15 protein-coding genes and 1 tRNA gene are annotated in these 18,492 nt (G+C 62.3%); 4 read left to right on the forward strand and 12 right to left on the reverse strand.

Features of this window, described 5'->3' with window-relative positions:
• Positions 1 to 81: 81 nt before the first annotated feature.
• From ACWFUC_RS19700 to ACWFUC_RS19710, 3 genes are all read right to left on the reverse strand, one after another.
• Positions 82 to 627, reverse strand: coding sequence for an iron transporter (locus ACWFUC_RS19700; RefSeq protein WP_039785564.1), 546 nt, complete (start codon positions 625 to 627; stop codon positions 82 to 84).
• A gap of 247 nt (positions 628 to 874) precedes the next feature.
• A complete protein-coding gene (locus ACWFUC_RS19705; protein WP_489623082.1) occupies positions 875 to 2,515 on the reverse strand; it encodes a methyl-accepting chemotaxis protein in 1,641 nt (546 codons plus the stop codon).
• A 105-nt stretch (positions 2,516 to 2,620) separates the two neighbouring features.
• Entirely contained in the window at positions 2,621 to 3,736 is a 1,116-nt protein-coding gene (locus ACWFUC_RS19710; protein WP_121041664.1) for a patatin-like phospholipase family protein, read from the reverse strand.
• 461 nt (positions 3,737 to 4,197) lie between these two features.
• Between ACWFUC_RS19710 and ACWFUC_RS19715 the strand changes: the two genes are divergently transcribed.
• Positions 4,198 to 4,635 carry a response regulator gene (locus ACWFUC_RS19715; protein ID WP_209534664.1) on the forward strand — a complete coding sequence of 146 codons (438 nt, stop codon included), beginning with the start codon at positions 4,198 to 4,200 and terminating at the stop codon, positions 4,633 to 4,635.
• Positions 4,636 to 4,751: 116 nt separating this feature from the next.
• Here ACWFUC_RS19715 and ACWFUC_RS19720 read toward each other — a convergent pair.
• Positions 4,752 to 4,828: transfer RNA gene (locus ACWFUC_RS19720), tRNA-Arg, on the reverse strand.
• A gap of 231 nt (positions 4,829 to 5,059) precedes the next feature.
• On the opposite strand from ACWFUC_RS19720, the gene ACWFUC_RS19725 reads away from it, so the two are divergent.
• The 3 genes from ACWFUC_RS19725 to ACWFUC_RS19735 all read left to right on the forward strand — a co-directional run bounded on the left by ACWFUC_RS19725 (position 5,060) and on the right by ACWFUC_RS19735 (position 8,365).
• Positions 5,060 to 5,719 carry a sensor histidine kinase gene (locus ACWFUC_RS19725; protein ID WP_489623083.1) on the forward strand — a complete coding sequence of 220 codons (660 nt, stop codon included), beginning with the start codon at positions 5,060 to 5,062 and terminating at the stop codon, positions 5,717 to 5,719.
• A gap of 74 nt (positions 5,720 to 5,793) precedes the next feature.
• On the forward strand, positions 5,794 to 6,447 hold the full coding sequence (locus ACWFUC_RS19730) for a response regulator (RefSeq protein WP_121041669.1): 654 nt from the start codon (positions 5,794 to 5,796) through the stop codon (positions 6,445 to 6,447).
• Positions 6,448 to 6,742: 295 nt separating this feature from the next.
• Complete coding sequence (locus ACWFUC_RS19735) at positions 6,743 to 8,365, forward strand: GGDEF domain-containing protein (protein ID WP_034332073.1); 1,623 nt, start codon at positions 6,743 to 6,745, stop codon at positions 8,363 to 8,365.
• 20 nt (positions 8,366 to 8,385) lie between these two features.
• Here ACWFUC_RS19735 and pnuC read toward each other — a convergent pair whose 3' ends face one another.
• The 8 genes from pnuC to argE all read right to left on the reverse strand — a co-directional run bounded on the left by pnuC (position 8,386) and on the right by argE (position 18,412).
• Positions 8,386 to 8,991, reverse strand: a complete 606-nt coding sequence (gene pnuC, locus ACWFUC_RS19740; RefSeq protein WP_489623084.1) for a nicotinamide riboside transporter PnuC — start codon at positions 8,989 to 8,991, stop codon at positions 8,386 to 8,388.
• Between the two features lie 23 nt (positions 8,992 to 9,014).
• Complete coding sequence (gene ftsB, locus ACWFUC_RS19745) at positions 9,015 to 9,407, reverse strand: cell division protein FtsB (protein ID WP_034332070.1); 393 nt, start codon at positions 9,405 to 9,407, stop codon at positions 9,015 to 9,017.
• 54 nt (positions 9,408 to 9,461) lie between these two features.
• Positions 9,462 to 10,745: a phosphopyruvate hydratase gene (gene eno, locus ACWFUC_RS19750; protein ID WP_039785546.1), complete on the reverse strand. Its 1,284-nt coding sequence runs from the start codon at positions 10,743 to 10,745 to the stop codon at positions 9,462 to 9,464.
• Between the two features lie 115 nt (positions 10,746 to 10,860).
• Positions 10,861 to 12,513, reverse strand: a complete 1,653-nt coding sequence (gene pyrG, locus ACWFUC_RS19755; RefSeq protein WP_310837392.1) for a CTP synthase — start codon at positions 12,511 to 12,513, stop codon at positions 10,861 to 10,863.
• 179 nt (positions 12,514 to 12,692) lie between these two features.
• Positions 12,693 to 13,511: an alpha/beta fold hydrolase gene (locus ACWFUC_RS19760; protein ID WP_286863835.1), complete on the reverse strand. Its 819-nt coding sequence runs from the start codon at positions 13,509 to 13,511 to the stop codon at positions 12,693 to 12,695.
• Between the two features lie 117 nt (positions 13,512 to 13,628).
• The gene (locus tag ACWFUC_RS19765) at positions 13,629 to 16,118 is read right to left on the reverse strand and encodes a DNA internalization-related competence protein ComEC/Rec2 (protein ID WP_489623085.1); all 2,490 of its coding nucleotides are present in this window, start codon (positions 16,116 to 16,118) and stop codon (positions 13,629 to 13,631) included.
• Positions 16,118 to 16,924: a TatD family hydrolase gene (locus ACWFUC_RS19770; protein WP_034341257.1), complete on the reverse strand. Its 807-nt coding sequence runs from the start codon at positions 16,922 to 16,924 to the stop codon at positions 16,118 to 16,120. Before ACWFUC_RS19770 ends, ACWFUC_RS19765 begins: the two co-directional genes overlap by 1 nt.
• Before the next feature lie 315 nt (positions 16,925 to 17,239).
• Complete coding sequence (argE, locus tag ACWFUC_RS19775; protein ID WP_134222683.1) at positions 17,240 to 18,412, reverse strand: acetylornithine deacetylase; 1,173 nt, start codon at positions 18,410 to 18,412, stop codon at positions 17,240 to 17,242.
• Between the last annotated feature and the right edge of the window lie 80 nt (positions 18,413 to 18,492).

The following is an 18,492-nucleotide window of genomic DNA, read 5'->3' on the forward strand; positions in this document are numbered from 1 at the left end:
TGAAGCCGGTCCGCCATCACGGCGCGGACCGGCATCGCATCACTGCAAACGTGCGGTCTGAATCAAGACCAGGCGACCTGCTTAGTAGCCACCCTTCTTGCCGATACCGGCGAAGGTGAAGTCGTAGTTCAGCTCGAAGGTCTTGAACCACGGACCGACGCCGGTTTCCTTGTCGACGTGACGGCCGAAGTGGGCGTGTTCATTGGCTTGCGGCGAGGAGATCGTCAGCTTGAGCTTGTACTTGCCCGGGCCTTCCAGCTTGACGTTGTCGCCGTAGTGCGGACCGTCGTTGGCCACCATGGGCATCATGTCGCCCTTGATGGACTTGGTGGAACCGACCTTGGTCAGTTCGTACTTGATGACCATGTAAGGCATCCAGTCGCCTTCGGCGAAACCATTGGGGTTCTTGGCCACGGCGCGGATATCGGCTTCGAGGTGGATATCGGATTCCTCTGCCTTGCGCATCATGCCGTCCGGCTCCATCTTCACCGGCTGCAGGTAGACGGCGTTGACTTCAAAGCCGTTCTGGATCTGCGGCTTGCCGATGGGGTATTCGGCGGCCGAAGCGGTACCTGCAAAGCACAGTCCGAGTGCTGCGGCGACCGCCAGTTTCTTGAAACCGATCATTGCATATTCTCCTGGTGACAAATGATAATGATTAGCATTAAGTATATCACCCTTTGAGGCAGCCGACGCCGCACCTTAGTGCAATCCTTCACAGCAATGCTGACCAAAGCGCAAAAACAGGTGAAGAATGAAAAACCGCCCGGCGTTGAAACCGGGCGGTTTTTCAGGGTGCGGAGTGCGCCGGTAGCGGCAGGCTGCCACCGGTGCCGGGTTCAGAATCCGGGAGTCAGGATTCGGAACTCAGCGCTCAGAATTCTTCCAGCGCAGGGACTTGGCCGGACGCTACCGGCGCTCGCGGAGCCGCAACGGGCTTCACATCCACGCTGCGCACCGGCATGGCTGCGCGCCCTTCCAGCTGGAAGACAGCGACCACGCTCTCCAGCTTTTCCGCCTGGCCCTGCAAGGCCTGGGCTGCTGCGGCCGCCTCTTCCACCAGCGCCGCATTCTGCTGGGTGCCCTGGTCCATCTGCGAAATGGCCTGGTTGACCTGGGTGATGCCGGCGCTCTGCTCCTCGCTGGCGTCGGCGATGTTGCCCACGATCTGGGTCACGCGCTGCACGCTGTCGACGATATCGCTCATGGTGGCGCCCGCCTGCTCGACCAGCTTGCTGCCGCTGCCGACCTTGTCCACGGAGTCGTCGATCAGCTCCTTGATTTCCTTGGCAGCGGCGGCCGAGCGCTGCGCCAGCGAACGAACTTCAGAGGCAACGACGGCAAAACCGCGTCCCTGCTCTCCGGCACGGGCCGCCTCCACTGCCGCATTGAGCGCCAGGATATTGGTCTGGAAGGCAATGCCATCGATGACCGCAATGATGTCGACGATCTTGCGCGAGGAGGCATTGATGGAGTTCATGGTATCGACGACCTGGCGCACCACGTCACCGCCTTGCGAGGCGATGTGCGACGCCGATTGCGCCAGCTCATTGGCCTGACGGGCGTTCTGGGTGTTCTGGAGCACCACCGAGGTCAGCTCCTCCAGGCTGGACGCGCTTTCCTCCAGCGCTGCCGCCTGCTGTTCGGTACGGGCCGACAGGTCGGCATTGCCGGCGGCAATCTGGCGCGCCGCCACGGTTACCGAATCGGTCGAGGTACGGGTCGTCGCCACCACATCGACAATGCGGGCCAGCAGCTTGTTGAAGGCAGCAGCGGTGCGGCCGATTTCATCCATGCGTTCCACCGGCACCGGACGCGACAGGTCCAGCGTCTGGCTGACATGCTCGAAGGTCTGCTGGATCTTGCCCAGGCTGCGCGTGACGCTGCGCAGGGTGCGGATGCCCAGCACGCCGGTCAGCAGCACCGCCACCACGATCACGGCGATCATCGCGCGCAATGCGAAGGCATAGGCGGCATCGCTCTCCTGCTTGAGGGTATCGATCATCTGGCGACCCACCAGAATGTGGTCGTCGAAACCCTTTTTGGCAGCAGCCGCCGACACCGCCAGCGGTGTCCCGGCCTGCAGCGTGACGCGCACGCCGTCCATGTCATTGGCATAAGCCGCGGCGAAGAATGGCACCAGAGCCTTGCGGTAGGCCTCGATGTTGGCCTTGTCGGCCTGGATCAGGGCGCGGTCCTTCTCATCAAAGATGAGATCGCGCTCATAGTGGGCGAATTCCTCATCCAGCGCCTTGTTGGAGGCATCGACCGCCTTCTGCAACGCGGTCTTGTCGGGCAGGTTGGCAAAGACCGAGAGGCGATAGCCGGCCAGGCGTGAATCGGCCAGATAGCCCTTCAGCAGGTTGAGGCTGTCCATGCCCGGAATGATGCGGTTCTGGATCAGTTCCAGACGCTGCTGGGCGCGCTGCAATTGCCAGAGTCCGTCGGCACCGACGAACAGCAGCGCCAGCAGGGCTGTCGAGAGAGTGAGGATGAGGCGCTTGGTAATGGTCATGATGGAAAATTCACCGGAGAAAGGAAAGCGCGCCGCAGCGCGCCGGTTCAGCTACAGAACGAAACAAGGAGATGAAGAAACAGGCCCGCTGGCCAACCCGCCCGCTTATGCCGCCAGCGGCGCATCCTGCGCCACGGCACCCAGCAGCTCGCCGTGCTGGCGACAGAAGTCGACGCCGGCGCGATATCCCACGCCGAACAGCAGCTGCATGTTGGAAGCGGACCAGTCCAGCACCTGCGGCCAGTGATCTTGCGGCACACCGGCCATCAGATCGACCTTGAGCACCTGGCGCAGCGGCGCGCCGGTCGCGGGATCACGGTTGTGTTCCAGCTCGAAGAGACGCTGCTCGGTCTGGGAGATCTTGACCAGCGGCGTGATGATGGAACGCACCCAGGCGTCATACAGGTTGCGCGGCTTGCGGATCAGGCGATCCTCGCCCAGGATGTCCAGCACCACCAGAGTATCGACCTCACCGGCCGGCGCCACGCCGGTGGCCGGATCGGTGATGAAAGGCGTGAAGTTGAGCGTATCGAGCGCCGCGCCTTCGATGTAGTGCTCGCCATCGATCTCGGTGGGTGCATACAGGAAGGGAAAGGACAGCGAGGCCCGCACATGCGCCGCCGTGATCTGCTCCTTGCTCCAGATCTGCATCTGGTGGCGGTCGAGGTTGTAGGCGTTGATGTAGAACTCGGGGCGCATCTGCGGCACCGCCGAAAAATCGATCGATTGCTCGAGGAAGGGAAGATGGGCGCACAGTCCCAGGCTGCCCGAATGCAGGTCGGAAGGTGACAAGGCCGACATCATCAGATGCATCCAGTCATTCCACTTGGCCGAGGCGTCGGCGAAGTGTTGATTGAACATGGCGGCGAAGGGCGAGGCGGCCAGGCCCGGCATCTGCTGCCATTGCGCCAGCATGGCATCGCGGTAGTTCTCCGCCTGCGCCCCCGGCTTTTTGAAGACCTTGTAGTTGACCGGGAACAGCTTGTAGATGCTGTCGGCCACACCCACTTCCGCCCATTGCATCAGTGCGTCCTGCGGCGCGGCGTCGCGTGGTGCGGTCGCCAGCAAGCCCATGAGCACCCCGGCACCGGAGGCCGAGATGACATCGAACTCCACCCCTTCCGCGAGGAAGGCCGCCAGTGCCCCGGCAATCAAGGTCGAATTGGGCGCCCCGCCCCCGATGACCAAGGCCTTTCTGTTTCGTCGTGGCGACACCTTCATTGCACTCCCCTTGTTGAATGCCTGTCCTGATTTTTTTGGATTTTTTGTGCGACGCACCGGAAGCATCGCCGCCACGTACGCGATGACGGTTTACGACGTAATTTCGTCTCAAGCTGTGACGCGGCTGTCAGGAATATAGCCGAGCAGCAATGAAAAAATGCTGCAGTGCGAGATTTTATTCACGCATATCTGGCATTCAGAAATTGAATGATCCAGTATCGAGGCCGAGGAGCGCGGCAAAAGGCGTCGGGAGGGGGCAGTCAAGCTTGCGTTGTAATTCTCACGTAAGCTCACTGCGGTATCACGCGCTCGCGGCGGAATGCGTCGTATCGGGGAGACTCAAGCACTGCCGGGCTTGGCGAGCGTATTCAATAATGGATTTCTGCACCCTGCTATGTCAAACTTGCCGGAAATCAGAAATGCAACATTCAAAAAACAATACCCAGTCCCGCACATAACGCATGTCTCGCCCCAGCATATTGATGGTCGATCCCAGTCCGGAGTCGGTGGAACTGGCGCGCTTCAGCCTTTGGCGCAGCAAGCTGGAGTGCGACTTCGGCTGGTTCGAAGATGCAGAGCGGGCCATGGAATCGCTGTTCAGCCCGCAAGCACAACACCACCCCGACACCCTGCCCTGCCTGATCCTGCTGGAACCCCGCCTGCCGCGCATGGAAGGCCTGGACCTGCTGCACATGCTGCGCAGCCAGCCACATACGCAGGCCCTCCCGGTCATCATGTTTGCCACGTCCTACGACGAAACCGACGCCACCCGCTCGCGAGAAGCGGGGGCCAATGACTATCTGGTCAAACCGGTGGATGCAAGGGAGTTCATGCTGCTGATCAACCAGACCGTGAATTACTGGCTGCAACATCCTCCGGTGACAACAGAACCAGGCTGATCCTGCGACGACACCCCGCCTGCCGCACGGAGCGGCACCACAGAGAAGACACCGAAAAAACAAAAACGGAAGCAGAAAAGACAAAAGGGTCCATCTTGCGATGGACCCTTTAAATCTGGTGCGGCTGGCAGGAATCGAACCCACGACCCCTTGGTTCGTAGCCAAGTACTCTATCCAGCTGAGCTACAGCCGCGAAAAACAAAATTATAGCAGCATGTTTTCCCGTTTGGGAAGGCCCTTTGTGAAATTTTTTTGCCTGACGAGAAATTCGGCTTTTCTTCCCTCTTCATCCGATGGGTCCTGAACGCCACGGCCACCGAACGCCAACGGCGCATCTACGCTATTGATGCAGGATGGATGACCAGCCGGTCCCTCACAGCTATTATGAAGGAATATTCACCACCGTTGACCTGATCCGCCCCGAATGTCCGATCCAGCTGCCCCCGCCCTGTCCGCCGCTTTTCGCCTACGTGAAGAAGAACGCACGCGCATCGCCCGCGATCTGCATGATGAGCTGGGCGCGCAGCTGACCGGCATCGGCATGGCGCTGGGCCAGTTGCGCGAACAGCTGGCCTTGGAGCGCCATGCCGCCCTGCCCCAAGCCGACTACGCGGCGCAATTGCTGCAGCAGGCACGCGAGGGCATGGAGCGCATCATTGACGATCTGCATCCGCCCATCGTCGAGTTCGGCCTGGCCGATGCCCTGCGCTGGCAGTGCCGCCACTTCAGCCGCCAGAGCGGAGTGGATTGCCGGTTCCTGGCCACGGATCAGTTGGCAGTACAGGACGACTTCCTGGTACTGAGCCTGCTGCGCATCCTGCGGGAGGCACTCAACAATATTGCGCGGCACGCTGCCGCCAGTCAGGTCGAGGTTCGCGTGGAGCAGACCGGCGACAGCCTGCATCTGCACATCGACGACAACGGCCGTGGCTTCGACCCCGCCGCTACCGGGCGCGATGGCAGGCGTGGCCATGGCCTGGGCAACATGCGCCAGCGCGCCGCAGCCCTGGGCGGCAGCGCCGCATGGGAGGCGCGCGCAGGACATGGTTCTCGCGTACATATCTGCATACCTGTCGCACACTGAATGAACGCTATAGAATACGCCCTCGCCTTCAGCAGCATGCAGCAAGGCTTCCAGAGGAGTGTCGCCGTCCGCCCATGAGCAAGAAATCCACCGCCGCCATCAAGGTCCTGATCGCCGACGACCACGCCATCGTGCGCGAAGGCCTGCGCCAGATCTGCGCCGGCAGCAAGGACATCGTCGTGGCCGGCAATGCCGCCAACGGGCTGGAGGCCATCAAGCTGGCCCGCGAAGGCAATGGCGATGTCATGTTGCTGGACATCGTGCTGCCCGACCGCAGCGGTATCGATATCCTCAAGCAGATCCGCAAGGAACAACCGGACCTGCCGGTGCTGATCCTGTCCATCCATCGCGAAGACCAGTACGCGATCCGCTCGCTCAAGGCGGGGGCCGCCGGTTTCCTGAACAAGCAGGCCAGCCCGGGTGAGCTGCTGGCCGCCATCCGCCAGGCGGCGGCCGGGCGCAAGTACGTGAGCCCCTCGCTGGCGCAGGAACTGGCCAACCAGATCGGCTTCGACCACGACACCCCGCTGCATGAAACCCTCTCCGACCGGGAATACCAGACCATGGTCATGATCGCCTCCGGCAAGACCGTCAGCGACATCGCCAGCGAACTGCTGCTGTCGGTCAAGACCATCAGCATGTATCGCTCGCGCGTGCTGGCCAAGATGAAGATGCGCCACAACGCGGAACTCACCCACTACGCACTCAAGAACAATCTGGTCGAGTAAGCCATCGCCACGCTCCCGTCACGCGGGAAGCGCTGGCTTACCAGTTGGAAAGGGGCTTTTCTCCTCCTATTAAATGCATCCAGAGAACAGGCGCTGACGTACAATTAGTTGTCATTTTTGCCTCTCCCTTCCGGGCGAGCGGCAACGGACTGCAACTGAGGGGGGAGACCAGGCTGCGTCCGCACGATGATCGGGGTGGAAGGCCGTGCTCAAGCAATGCCTACCTGCGCCGATACCGTAGGAAATTCCCCGTGGCACACAGACAATCACACCAACAATACAGTCACCAGCCGGCATGTCCAAGAAACCGACCACGCTCACGCCCGTCGAGATCGCCCGAGAAGCTTTCCAGAGGCTTGGGGCGCGTCGCATCTCGCCTACCCCGGATGCCTATCGCATCGCCTACGAGGAAATCCAGGGGGGCATGCCCGGCGTGACGGCCGAGTCGGTACTGAGCACCTTCGCCACCAAGCTCTCGCGCCAGCCAGGGGAAAACGGATTGCTGGGCACGCGCCTGGTGCGCGCCCGCGAGAATGGCGACTGGACCGAGTTCGAGCGCCAGTTGATCGAGTTCGCTGACGCCAACTGGCAGAGCCGACCCATCGTACCGGCCAAACCGGCCGTGCCGCATGGTGAACTGGTGCCGATCGATCTGGAACGGCAATTCATCCGCGACAGCATCAAGGAGAAGATGCTGCGCGAAATGCTGGCGCGCATCCTGGTCTTCAACCTGCCCTCGCTGCTCTCGACCGCACCGGAACTGGCCAACGAGTCGCGCAACAGCGGCCAGGATCTCAAAATGGCGTTCTCCGAGCAGGCGATGAACGAGATCATCACCCGCGTCAAGCAGCTGAGCTTCCAGATCGAGCTCAAGACCGACGACATGGCCCAGCAGCAGGAATTGCTGATGCGCCTGTTCCAGCTGCTGCTGGAAAACATCAACGGGCTACTGGAACAAGGCTCCTGGCTGTCGAGCCAGATCGAAACCGTACAGAGCCTGATCGCCGGTCCGCTCAGCAATACCTCGCTGGCCGACGCCACCAAGAACCTCAAGGAAGTGATCTACAAGCAGGGCCTGCTGAAGAACACGCTGTCCGAAGAAAAAGTGGTGGTCAAGAACATGATGCTGACCTTCGTGGACCGGCTCTCGGCCATGGTCTCCACCACCGACAACTACCAGCGCACCATTCGCGGCTTCTCCCAGCAGATTAGCCAGGCCGGCAACATCGCTGACCTCAACAGCGTGCTCAGCGAAATCATGACCGAGACGCAGAAGGCCCAGGAAGAAGCCACCCGCTCGCGCGACGCCATGGTCGATGCGCGCCAGGAAGTGGAAAAAGCCGAAGAACGTATCCAGGCGCTGGAACAGCAATTGCAGCAGATGGGTGAACTGGTGCGCGAAGACCAGTTGACGGGCAGCCTCAACCGGCGCGGCATGGATGAATCCCTGGATCGCGAGATCGCCAACGCCCTGCGCCGCGAAACGCCACTGTGTGTGGCCTTGCTGGACCTGGATGATTTCAAGCGCATCAATGACACGCATGGTCACGCCACCGGCGACGAAGTGCTGGTGCACCTGGTGCAGGTGATCCGGGAAACCTTGCGCAAGCTGGATGTGATTGCGCGTTTCGGCGGCGAAGAGTTCGTCATCCTCATGCCGGAGACCAGCCCGCAGGATGCGGTGCAGATCATCACCCGCGTACAGCGCGAACTGACCAAGCGCATCTTCATGCATGAAAGCCAGCGCCTGCTGATTACCTTCAGTGCCGGCGTGTCGGTCTATCATCCCGGCGAGAGCCAGGCCGAATTGCTCAAGCGCACCGACGTGGCGCTGTACAAGGCAAAGAATGCCGGCAAGAACCGCATCGTCTTTGCCGATCCGCCGGCGGACGCTCCCAGCCTGCCGTCGCCGGACTGAAGGGATCCGCTGCCGGCGCTTCAGCGCCGCATGTCCGCCAGCGCACGCTGCCAGCTGCGCCAGCCGGCCATCGCCATCAGCACGAACAGTGCGTACAGGATGGCGGTGAGCGTCAGGTGCTTGTAGAGATACAGGCCGACGTAGAGCACGTCCACCGCGATCCAGACCAGCCAGTTTTCCTGCTTCTTCCGAGACAACAGGAACTGCCCGACCAGGCTGCCCGCCGTGAGGAAGCCATCCATATGCGGCACATCGGTGTCGGTATAACGCTGCAGGAACCAGGACAGCAGCAGCCACCCGCCCAGCCAGGCGACTGCCATGATTGCCCAGCCACGTGCGGCCAACTGCGATACCTGCAAAGCCTGGTGCTGGTCGCCGCCACGCAGCCACTGCGTCCAGCCCCATACTGACACTGCCACGAAGACGAACTGCAAGCCGGCGTCGCCATAGAGGCGCGCATCGGCGAAGACGGCCGCGTACAACAACGAAGAGAGAATCGAAAACAGCCATGCCCAGTGATTCTGGCGAATATTGAGCCAGACCGTGATCACGGCCAGCGCGAAGGAGACCAGTTCCAGTGGCGTGGTGCTCAGGCCAAGCCACACCAGCGGGGTATCAGGACGCATGTGAAGGAAAAAACTGCAGGTGCTCAGCGCGTGGCGACACGGCCACCGGCGGCGGGCGCATTGGCCGGCACGGAGACACTGTTGGGCTGCCCGGAACCGGGCATGTAGGGATTCGGATTGACGGCTGCCGCAGGCTTGCCGGAGCTGCCATCGAGCAGCTGAATGAAGATTTCGTTCTGGCGGATCATGCCCAGCTCAAAGCGTGCACGTTCCTCGACGGCCCCCTTGGACTGCTTCAGGTCGTCCACTTCAGAGGACAGCTTGGCGTTGCGTTCCTTGAGTTCGTCGTTCTTCTTGTGTGCCAGTTGAACCTGGCGGTCGAGCTCCCAGACCTTGAACCAACCACCCTTCCCCAGCCAAAGAGGATACTGGATCACGACCAGCAGGAAGGACAGGCAAAGGATGATCAGGCGCATAGCCGGGAGCTCTCGATGCGGTGCCTGCCTTCAGGGTCGGCACCGCAAGCTTGTTTACTTCAGGTTGTAGAACGCAGCGCGGCCGGGATAGCTGGCGATGTCGCCCAGATCTTCTTCGATACGCAGCAGCTGGTTGTACTTGGCCATGCGATCCGAACGCGACATGGAGCCGGTCTTGATCTGCAGAGCGTTCATGCCCACGGCGATATCGGCGATGGTCGAGTCTTCAGTTTCCCCCGAACGGTGCGAGATCACGGCGGTGTAGCCGGCGCGCTTGGCCATTTCGATGGCGGCGAAGGTCTCGGTCAGGGTGCCGATCTGGTTGATCTTGATCAGGATCGAGTTGCCGATGCCCTTGTCGATGCCTTCCTTGAGGATCTTGGTGTTGGTGACGAACAGGTCGTCGCCCACCAGCTGCACCTTCTTGCCCAGGGTTTCGGTCAAGAGCTTCCAGCCGGCCCAGTCGTTCTCGGCCATGCCGTCTTCGATGCTGATGATCGGGTACTTGTCGCACCAGGATGCCAGCAGGCCGGTCTTTTGCGCCGGGGTCAGCACCATGTTTTCACCGGCCAGGTGATAGTTGCCGTCCTTGTAGTACTCGGAAGCGGCGCAGTCCAGGCCCAGGGCAATCTGGGTGCCCGGCTCATAGCCGGCCTTCTCGATGGCTTCGATGATCAGCTTGATGGCTTCTTCGTGGCTCGAGACGTTCGGGGCGAAGCCACCTTCGTCGCCGACGGAAGTGGCCAGGCCACGGTCGTGCAGGATCTTCTTGAGGGTGTGGAACACCTCGGCGCCGTAGCGCAGGGCTTCACGGAAGCTCGGTGCGCCGACCGGGATGATCATGAATTCCTGGATATCCAGGTTGTTGTCGGCGTGGGCACCGCCATTGATGACGTTCATCATCGGCACCGGCATCTGCATGGAGCCGCTGCCACCGAAGTAACGGTACAGGGGCAGGCCCGATTCTTCGGCAGCGGCCTTGGCCACGGCCATCGAGACGGCCAGCATGGCGTTGGCACCCAGGCGGCTCTTGTTCTCGGTGCCGTCCAGGTCGATCAGGGTGCGATCCAGGAAGGCTTGCTCATTGGCGTCCAGGCCCATGATGGCTTCCGAGATCTCGGTGTTGATGTTTTCGCAGGCTTGCAGCACGCCCTTGCCGAAATAGCGGCTCTTGTCGCCGTCGCGCAGTTCGATCGCTTCGCGCGAACCGGTGGAGGCGCCCGAAGGCACGGCAGCGCGGCCCAGCACGCCGGATTCCAGCAGCACGTCGCATTCCACGGTCGGATTGCCACGCGAGTCGATCACTTCGCGGCCGATAATATCAACGATTGCACTCATTCCAGATCTCCATCGAGGTTTTAAAAATTGTTGGCGGGTGCAGGCCCGGTGGCCGGGGGCGCCCATGTTGAAACGGCCGCCCGACGGCAGCCGTTTCACGCATCAGGCCAGCAGCTTATGCCTGGCCCTTCAAGGCCGCGTGGTGCGCCAGTGCTGCACGGATGTACGAAATGAACAGCGGATGACCATCACGCGGGGTGGACTTGAACTCCGGGTGATACTGCACGCCGATGTAGAACGGGTGAGCGTTCTCGCCGGTGCGCGGCAGTTCCATGATTTCGCACAGGTCTTCGGTCGGCGTACGGGCCGAGACCACCATGCCGGCTTCTTCCACGCGGGTCAGATAGAAGTTGTTGGCTTCATAGCGATGGCGGTGACGCTCGGTCACGCTGTCGCCATAGATCTCGGCCGCCAGGGTACCCGGCTTGACCGCACAGGTCTGCGCGCCCAGGCGCATGGTGCCGCCCAGGTCGGAATTGGCATCGCGACGCTCGACCTTGCCATCATGATTCTGCCATTCGTCGATCAGAGCGACCACCGGTTGCTCGGTATCCGGATCGAACTCGGTCGAGTTGGCCTTGGACAGGCCGGCCTTGTTGCGGGCATATTCCAGCAGCGCCACTTGCATGCCCAGGCAGATGCCCAGATACGGGACCTTGTTCTCACGGGCGTAGCGGGCAGCGGCAATCTTGCCTTCCACGCCGCGCTTGCCGAAGCCGCCCGGGACCAGGATGGCATCATACTTGTTCAGGCTATCGGTGCCGTTGGCTTCGATCTCTTCCGAATCCAGGTACTCGATGTTGACGCGGCTGCCGGTATGGATGCCGGCGTGGCGCAGCGCTTCGGTCAGGGACTTGTAGGACTCGGTCAGGTCGACATACTTGCCGACCATGCCGATGGTGACTTCGTGCGACGGATTGTTCTGCGCATCGATCAGCTTGTCCCACATCGACAGATCGGCCGGCTTGGGCGACAGGCCCAGCTTTTCGCAGATGATGGTATCCAAACCCTGGTCGTGCAGCATCTGCGGAATCTTGTAGATGCTATCGGCATCCCACACCGAAATGACGGCGTCGGCGGCGACGTTGGAGAACAGGGAGATCTTGTCACGTTCGTCGTCAGGAATGCGGCGGTCGGCACGGCACAGCAGCGCGTCGGGCGAAATGCCGATCTCGCGCAGCTTCTGCACGCTGTGCTGGGTAGGCTTGGTCTTGAGTTCGCCGGCCGAGGCCAGGAACGGCACCAGGGTCAGGTGGACGAAGGCGGTGGCGTTGCGGCCGGAGCGCAGGCTCAGCTGGCGCGCAGCTTCCAGGAAGGGCAGCGACTCGATGTCACCGACGGTACCGCCGATTTCCACCAGCGCCACTTCGAAACCTTCGGCACCACGATGGATGAATTCCTGGATCTCGTTGGTGATGTGCGGGATCACCTGGACGGTCTTGCCCAGGTATTCGCCACGGCGTTCCTTGCGGATCACCGATTCATACACCTGGCCGGTGGTGAAATTGTTCACCTTCTTCATCTTGGCCGAGATGAAACGCTCGTAGTGTCCTAGGTCGAGGTCGGTTTCGGCGCCGTCATCGGTGACGAACACTTCACCGTGTTGCAACGGGCTCATCGTGCCGGGGTCGACGTTGATGTAGGGATCGAGCTTCAGGAGGGTGACTTTGAGGCCGCGCGATTCGAGGATCGCAGCCAGGGACGCGGCGGCAATCCCTTTACCCAGGGAAGACACGACGCCGCCAGTGACAAATACAAACTTGGTCATTACAGATGAGTGCCGAACGGCACATGCGGGAAATTCAAATTATACCCCAAAACCGGCTCGTTTTTTAAGCCTGCTTGCGATTAGTGTCTCGCCATCGACAAACTTGCAGCAGGAAAACATGCCCGGCCGCCGGGAATGGCTTCTTGACCATCATCCCGGCAGATTGGTTCATCTCCGCGCTATTCAACTTCAAGCCCCCTGCCCTGCAACAGCTGCCCGATCATGGCGTGCGTGGCTTGGGCCGCCTCCACCGGTGACTCCATCGGGAACAGGTGCCCTCCGGCGATCTGCAGGAAATTCGGCCCGACCAGCCGGCGCGTGGCGTCCAGTCCGGCCAGGCGGCACTCGACCGAATCGACGCCACCGACGAAGCCCACCGGCACCGGATAGGTCTGGCGCGCCAGACGCCCGAGGTGATGCGGAATGGTGCGGTAGACCGCCGTTTCGGTCTCGCGCGAAAAGCGCAGCCTGACGCCCCCGCCCGGCTGGGGCACCAGCCCATGCTGCACGTAGTCGCGCAGCACCTGCTGCGGCCAGGCAGCAAACAGGGACTTGGCAGCGTAATGCTGATAAGCCGCTTCCATGTCGGGCCAGTTGTCGCGGCGGCGCGCCGAGGCCACCGAGGGCGAATGGCGGCTCTCGTATTTGAGGATTTTAGCCAGACGCAGCAGGTGCGCACGCCAGCCAGCCACGATGGGCGAATCCAGCAGCACCACGCAGCGCACCAGCGCAGGCCGCTTGCGCGCAGCCATCAGCGCCAGGATACCGCCCATGGAATGGCCGACCAGGATCACCGGTTCGGTGTAGCTGCGTTCCAGCTCCTCGCGCAGCTCGCGGGCCAGGGTACGCCAGCCGTCATCGACCGGGAAGCGCGGATTGTGGGCGTGAATCGGCAAGGCACGCACATCGTAATGGGCGCGCAGCTGCTCGAAGAACATGCCGTAAGTCCCCGCCGGATAGCTGTTGGCGTGGGCGAAATGAAGAATAGGATGGCTCATGGAAAGGCACAGGCTGGGCAATGGCCGCAGCATAGCAAAACGGCCAGCGCCGCGAGCGTGCTATTTTCCCGCATCGCGAAATGAAGGATCAGGCAGGACCGACCCCGCCCAAGGGCATCACTGCTCGTACCAGTAACGTGCGTGCTGCTTGCGGTATTGCTCCACCTGCAACTGGTCGCCCAAGGTCATGGTCAGCGCGCCGGTTTCGTCAGTGCGCAGGCGGCGAATGCCGAGTCGGCCATAACGTTCATAGACTTCCGGCTTGGGATGATTGAAACGGTTGCGATAGCCGACCTGAAACACCGCCAGTTCCGGCCGCACCGCGCGCAGGAAAGGTTCGGTGGACGAAGTACCGCTGCCATGATGCGGAGCCAGCAACACCGTGGAGGGCAAGCGGTCGGCCAGCGGCCCGCTCACCAGCTCATCTTCCTGCACCGCCTCGATATCCCCGGCCAGCAGGACCGATTGCCGTCCGATCTGCACCTTCAGCACGCAACTGCGGGCATTCGGCCGCCATTTGTCGCTGTCATAGCTGGCTGCATCCGGATGCAGCACGGTAAAGCCGATGCCATCCCAGTTCCAGGATTGTCCGGCCTGGCAGCGCGTGTGCTCGGGGGCGGCGCGCAGGATCGGGCTGTCCGGCGACAGCGAAGAATAGACGCTGTCAACCGGCAAATGCCTGAAGAGCGATACCGCCCCGCCGGAATGATCGTTGTCATTGTGTGAAATCACCACGCGATCCAGATGGTCGATCCCGCGCGCACGCAGGTAGGGCAGGATCACCCGCGTGGCCCCGTCCGACTCGGCCGTGTAATACGGGCCTGTGTCGTAGAGCAGGCGATGGCCCGGCGTCTCCACCAGCACCGCCATCCCCTGCCCGACGTCGAAGGCAGTCACACGCATGCTTCCTTCCGCCGGCGCTACCGGGGCATTGAGCAGCAAAGGCAACCAGCCGAACAGGCCCAGCCAGCGCACCGGCCAGCCGCGCGGTGCCAGCACCAGCAGGGTTCCGCCCAGGGCCAGGGCAAACATCCAGGTGCTGGGCAGCGGCGTTTGCCACACGGCCCAGGGCATGGCATTGAGCCCCTGCAGGAATTCGGCCAGCCAGACCAGCAGTTGATGCGGCACCTGCAGCACGAATTGCGCGAGCACGGCCGGCAGGATGCTGCCCAGCAGCGCCAGCGGCGTGATCACCAGCGAGACCAGCGGAATGGCCACCGCATTGGCAATCGGGCTGACCAGCGAATATTGTCCGAACAAGAGCACCGTCAGCGGCACCAGTCCCAGCGTGACGACGTATTGGGCATAACCGGCTTGCTTGATCCGCTGCAGCAGCGCCGACCACCAGTGCTTGTGCGAAGCGGCAGCGGCCATGGCCTGCGGCGGCTGCATGCGCCCGACCGAGCCATACAGCAACAAGGCCACCGCACCGAAGGAAAGCCAGAAGCCCGGCCACAGCACCGCCCAGGGATCCAGCAGCAAGACCAGTGCCAAGGCCAGGCACTGCACCACCGAGACGCGCACGATGCGGCCGCGCCAGAAAGCGATCCCGACCACGATCAGCATGTACAGCGTGCGCTGCGCCGGCACCCCGAACCCGGCCAGCAACACGTAGATGAACGCCGCCCCCATCCCGACGATCACCGCCACCTTCTGGGCCGGCAGCCGCAGCGGCAATTGCGCCCCCGTGAAGAAGGAGCGCCGCCACAGCCAGCTTGCCAGACCGCCGCACAAGGCAGCCAGCATGGTGATGTGCAGGCCGGAGATGGCCATCAGATGGCCGATGCCGGTGCGATTGAACACGGTCCAGTCCGCCTGGTTGATGCCGCGCTGGTCGCCCATGACCAGCGCTGCGATCACGCCGGCATAGGGGGCGCCGGGCAGCGCCGAGTAGATGCGGTCGCGCAGCCAGCCGCGGGCGCTGTCGATCATATGGGAAGGCGTCCAGACGAAGTCGTCGACACGGCGATTGAGCGCCGTCAGCGCAGCACCCGAGGCCGCCGGACGGCCCACCACGTAGCCGGTGGCTCGCACATCGTCCTGCAGCAGCCACAGCTCGTAGTCGAAGCCATCCGGATTGGTATTGCCATGGGGACGCTTGAGCCGCACCTGCAAGCGCCAGCGCTCACCCGGCCGCAGGTCGGGCACGGCCATCCTAGGCGGCGCGGCCTGCTCGCCATCCTCGGAGGGCTGCTGGTAGCGCTGGTTGCCGTACCAGGACAGCGCCAGCCGGGGCGGCACCGGCGGCTTCACGCCCCCCTGTACCACCACCTGCTCCACATCGAAACGGAAGCGCACGCCCTGCTCGGTATGCGCAGGCAAATCCGCGACGGTACCGATGACGGTGATATCACGTCCTTCCCAGGCTTTGGGGAGCTCCTGATCGAGGTAATACAGGGCAAAGGAAGCCGCCCACAGGAAGCCCAGCCAGGCACCACAGGTCAGCAACAGGGGCACCCGCAGCCAGGGCTGCCAGAACTTCCAGGCCGTCAAACCCAGCAAGAGCGCCAGCACCAGCCCGACCGCATACCATTCGGTGCCCGGCAACTGGCCCTGCACCTGCAGCAATCCCACGCCGATGGCAAACCCGATGATCAGCGCGCGCATCAGAGCGGCAATCCTGCATGCGCCAGGCGCGGCAACGCGGCCCGGGCATTGGCGGTGGTGGCGGCGGCGATCTCCTGCAGCGGCAGCTGGCGCAGCTCGGCCAGGACTTCACCGATGCGCGGGATCTGGTCCGGGGTGTTGATGCCGGGATGCCGCCAGGCCGGTGAAATATCCGGCGCGTCGGTTTCCAGCACGATCGAGGACAAGGGCAATTCGGTCGCCAGCCGGCGGATCTGCAGCGAACGCGGGAAAGTCATGGCGCCGCCAAATCCCAGGTGCAGCCCCAGCTCAACGAAGGTCCGGGCCTGCTGGTCGCTGCCATTGAAGGCATGGGCGATGCCACCCGGCACGCGGATGCGGCGCAGGTATTTGAGGATGATGTCCTGCGAACGCCGCACATGCAGCAGCACCGGCAGGTCGAAGTCGCGTGCCAGCTTGAGCTGCTCGGCAAAGAAGAATTCCTGCTTCTCGCGCAGCGGCGCTTCTTTCAGGGCCGGCACGAAGAAATCCAGCCCGATCTCACCGATCCCCACGAACAACGGATCGTCCAGCGCCTCGCCGATGGCCGTACGCAAGATCTCCAGATCGGATTCCTTGGCAGTGGGGACGTAAAGCGGATGAATGCCCAGCGCATAGACGGCATTGCCGACTTCGCGCGCAAGCCGTCCGACTTCCTTGAAGTTCACTTTGGCGATGGCGGGAATGACGATGGCGCGCACGCCGGCCTGCGCAGCCTCGGCGGCTACGGCAGCGGAACGTTCGCCGAATTCCCCGGCGTCGAGATGGCAGTGCGTATCGACCCACATGTGCTGGCTTGGCGAAAATCGGAAGACCGGCCTCAGGGCAGCGGTTCCGGATAACGACACCCGCCGCAGGGGCCGCGATCGCATGATTCAGCCAGGCTGCTGATGCGGCTCGCTTCCCCCGAAGCGTCTTGTTGTTTGAACAGCATAGCCGGTTTGAACCGGCTTCAACCCGCGCAGTTTACCGTCTAACGCCCTCTTGCAGTAATTAACAATGGTAAAGAAATACCAGATCCTTCACGCGCGGACATGAAAAAAGGACGCGATCGCTCGCGTCCTTCGTCTAGCACGCTACCCGGCCGCACCGATCAGGCTTGATCAGGCCGGCTGCAGCGACTTGCCCAGCTTGCGCAGGAACTGCTCGCAGCGCTCCATCTGCGACAGTGTCACGAACTCGTTGGGCTTGTGGGCATTGCCGATGTCGCCAGGACCGCAGACGATGGTCGGGATGCCGATCTGCTGGAACAGGCCTGCTTCGGTGCCATAGGCCACCTTGCGGGTTTCGCGATCCCCAGTCAGTGCGCGCACCAGCTCGGTGATGGCCGCCTGCTCGACCGCTTCCAGCGCCGGGCTGCCGGCGAAGTTGTCGATCTCCACGCGGGCTTCCGGGAATTCGCTGCGCATCTTGGGCAGCAGCACCTCGGCGATATACTTGTCGATCTGCGCCTGGATGTCGGCCACGCTCATGCCGGGCAGGTTGCGGAATTCGTAAGTAAATTCACACAGCTCGGGAATGGTGTTGACCGCGATGCCGCCACGGATCTGATTGGTGGTCATGGTGCTGAAGGGCACATCGAAGAATTGGTCATACGGGCCATTGGCCTTGTAGCCATCGGCGAAATCGCGGATGGCACAGATCAGGCGTGCGGCGTGCTCGATGGCGTTGCAGCCCTGCGGGGTCAGCGACGAGTGCGCGGACTTGCCGTGCACCTTGCAGGCAAACACGTTGATGCCCTTGTGCGCCACCACCACGTTCATGCTGGTGGGCTCACCCACCACGCAGCCATCGACCTTGATGCCGCGCTTGACGATTTCTTCCAGCATCACGGGCGCGCCAATGCAGCCGATTTCTTCATCATAGGAAAACGCCAGGTGAATCGGCTTTACACGCGGCATGGCCAGGAATTCCGGCACCAGCGCCAGCGAGGTCGCGATGAAACCCTTCATGTCGCAAGTGCCGCGGCCGAACAGGCTGCCATCCTTCTCGGTCAACTTGAAGGGATCGGTATCCCATTTCTGGCCATCCACCGGCACCACGTCGGTATGGCCGGAGAGCACGATGCCGCCTTCAGTGCTGCCGGCATTGGCGCCGGCGGTAGCGGGCAAGGTGGCGAACAGGTTGGCCTTGGTCTGCTCCTTGTTGTGCGCCAGCCAGGAGGAGATGCCTTGCTTTTCCAGGCTGTCACGCACGGTGGTGATCAGTTCCAGGTTGGAGTTGCGGCTGGTGGTATCGAAGGCGACCAGGGTCTCTAGCCATTGGCGGGTGTTCATTGTCTTGCTCCAGTTTCCGTCTGTACAGGTATTCGTGTCTTCAAAAGCACACCGCCGTCTTGTATCAAGACGGCGGCGTC

It is taken from the genome of Herbaspirillum sp. Her4 (assembly GCF_057961335.1).

Excerpts from the sequence above, each read along its gene's own strand:
- ACWFUC_RS19700 (WP_039785564.1), bottom strand. The coding sequence starts at position 627 with ATGATCGGTTTCAAGAAACTGGCGGTCGCCGCAGCACTCGGACTGTGC.
- eno (WP_039785546.1), bottom strand. The coding sequence starts at position 10,745 with ATGAGTGCAATCGTTGATATTATCGGCCGCGAAGTGATCGACTCGCGT.
- ACWFUC_RS19725 (WP_489623083.1), top strand. The coding sequence starts at position 5,060 with ATGTCCGATCCAGCTGCCCCCGCCCTGTCCGCCGCTTTTCGCCTACGT.
- ACWFUC_RS19730 (WP_121041669.1), top strand. The coding sequence starts at position 5,794 with ATGAGCAAGAAATCCACCGCCGCCATCAAGGTCCTGATCGCCGACGAC.
- ftsB (WP_034332070.1), bottom strand. The coding sequence starts at position 9,407 with ATGCGCCTGATCATCCTTTGCCTGTCCTTCCTGCTGGTCGTGATCCAG.
- ACWFUC_RS19715 (WP_209534664.1), top strand. The coding sequence starts at position 4,198 with ATGTCTCGCCCCAGCATATTGATGGTCGATCCCAGTCCGGAGTCGGTG.
- argE (WP_134222683.1), bottom strand. The coding sequence starts at position 18,412 with ATGAACACCCGCCAATGGCTAGAGACCCTGGTCGCCTTCGATACCACC.
- pnuC (WP_489623084.1), bottom strand. The coding sequence starts at position 8,991 with ATGCGTCCTGATACCCCGCTGGTGTGGCTTGGCCTGAGCACCACGCCA.
- pyrG (WP_310837392.1), bottom strand. The coding sequence starts at position 12,513 with ATGACCAAGTTTGTATTTGTCACTGGCGGCGTCGTGTCTTCCCTGGGT.
- ACWFUC_RS19765 (WP_489623085.1), bottom strand. The coding sequence starts at position 16,118 with ATGCGCGCGCTGATCATCGGGTTTGCCATCGGCGTGGGATTGCTGCAG.
- ACWFUC_RS19705 (WP_489623082.1), bottom strand. The coding sequence starts at position 2,515 with ATGACCATTACCAAGCGCCTCATCCTCACTCTCTCGACAGCCCTGCTG.
- ACWFUC_RS19710 (WP_121041664.1), bottom strand. The coding sequence starts at position 3,736 with ATGAAGGTGTCGCCACGACGAAACAGAAAGGCCTTGGTCATCGGGGGC.
- ACWFUC_RS19760 (WP_286863835.1), bottom strand. The coding sequence starts at position 13,511 with ATGAGCCATCCTATTCTTCATTTCGCCCACGCCAACAGCTATCCGGCG.
- ACWFUC_RS19770 (WP_034341257.1), bottom strand. The coding sequence starts at position 16,924 with ATGTGGGTCGATACGCACTGCCATCTCGACGCCGGGGAATTCGGCGAA.
- ACWFUC_RS19735 (WP_034332073.1), top strand. The coding sequence starts at position 6,743 with ATGTCCAAGAAACCGACCACGCTCACGCCCGTCGAGATCGCCCGAGAA.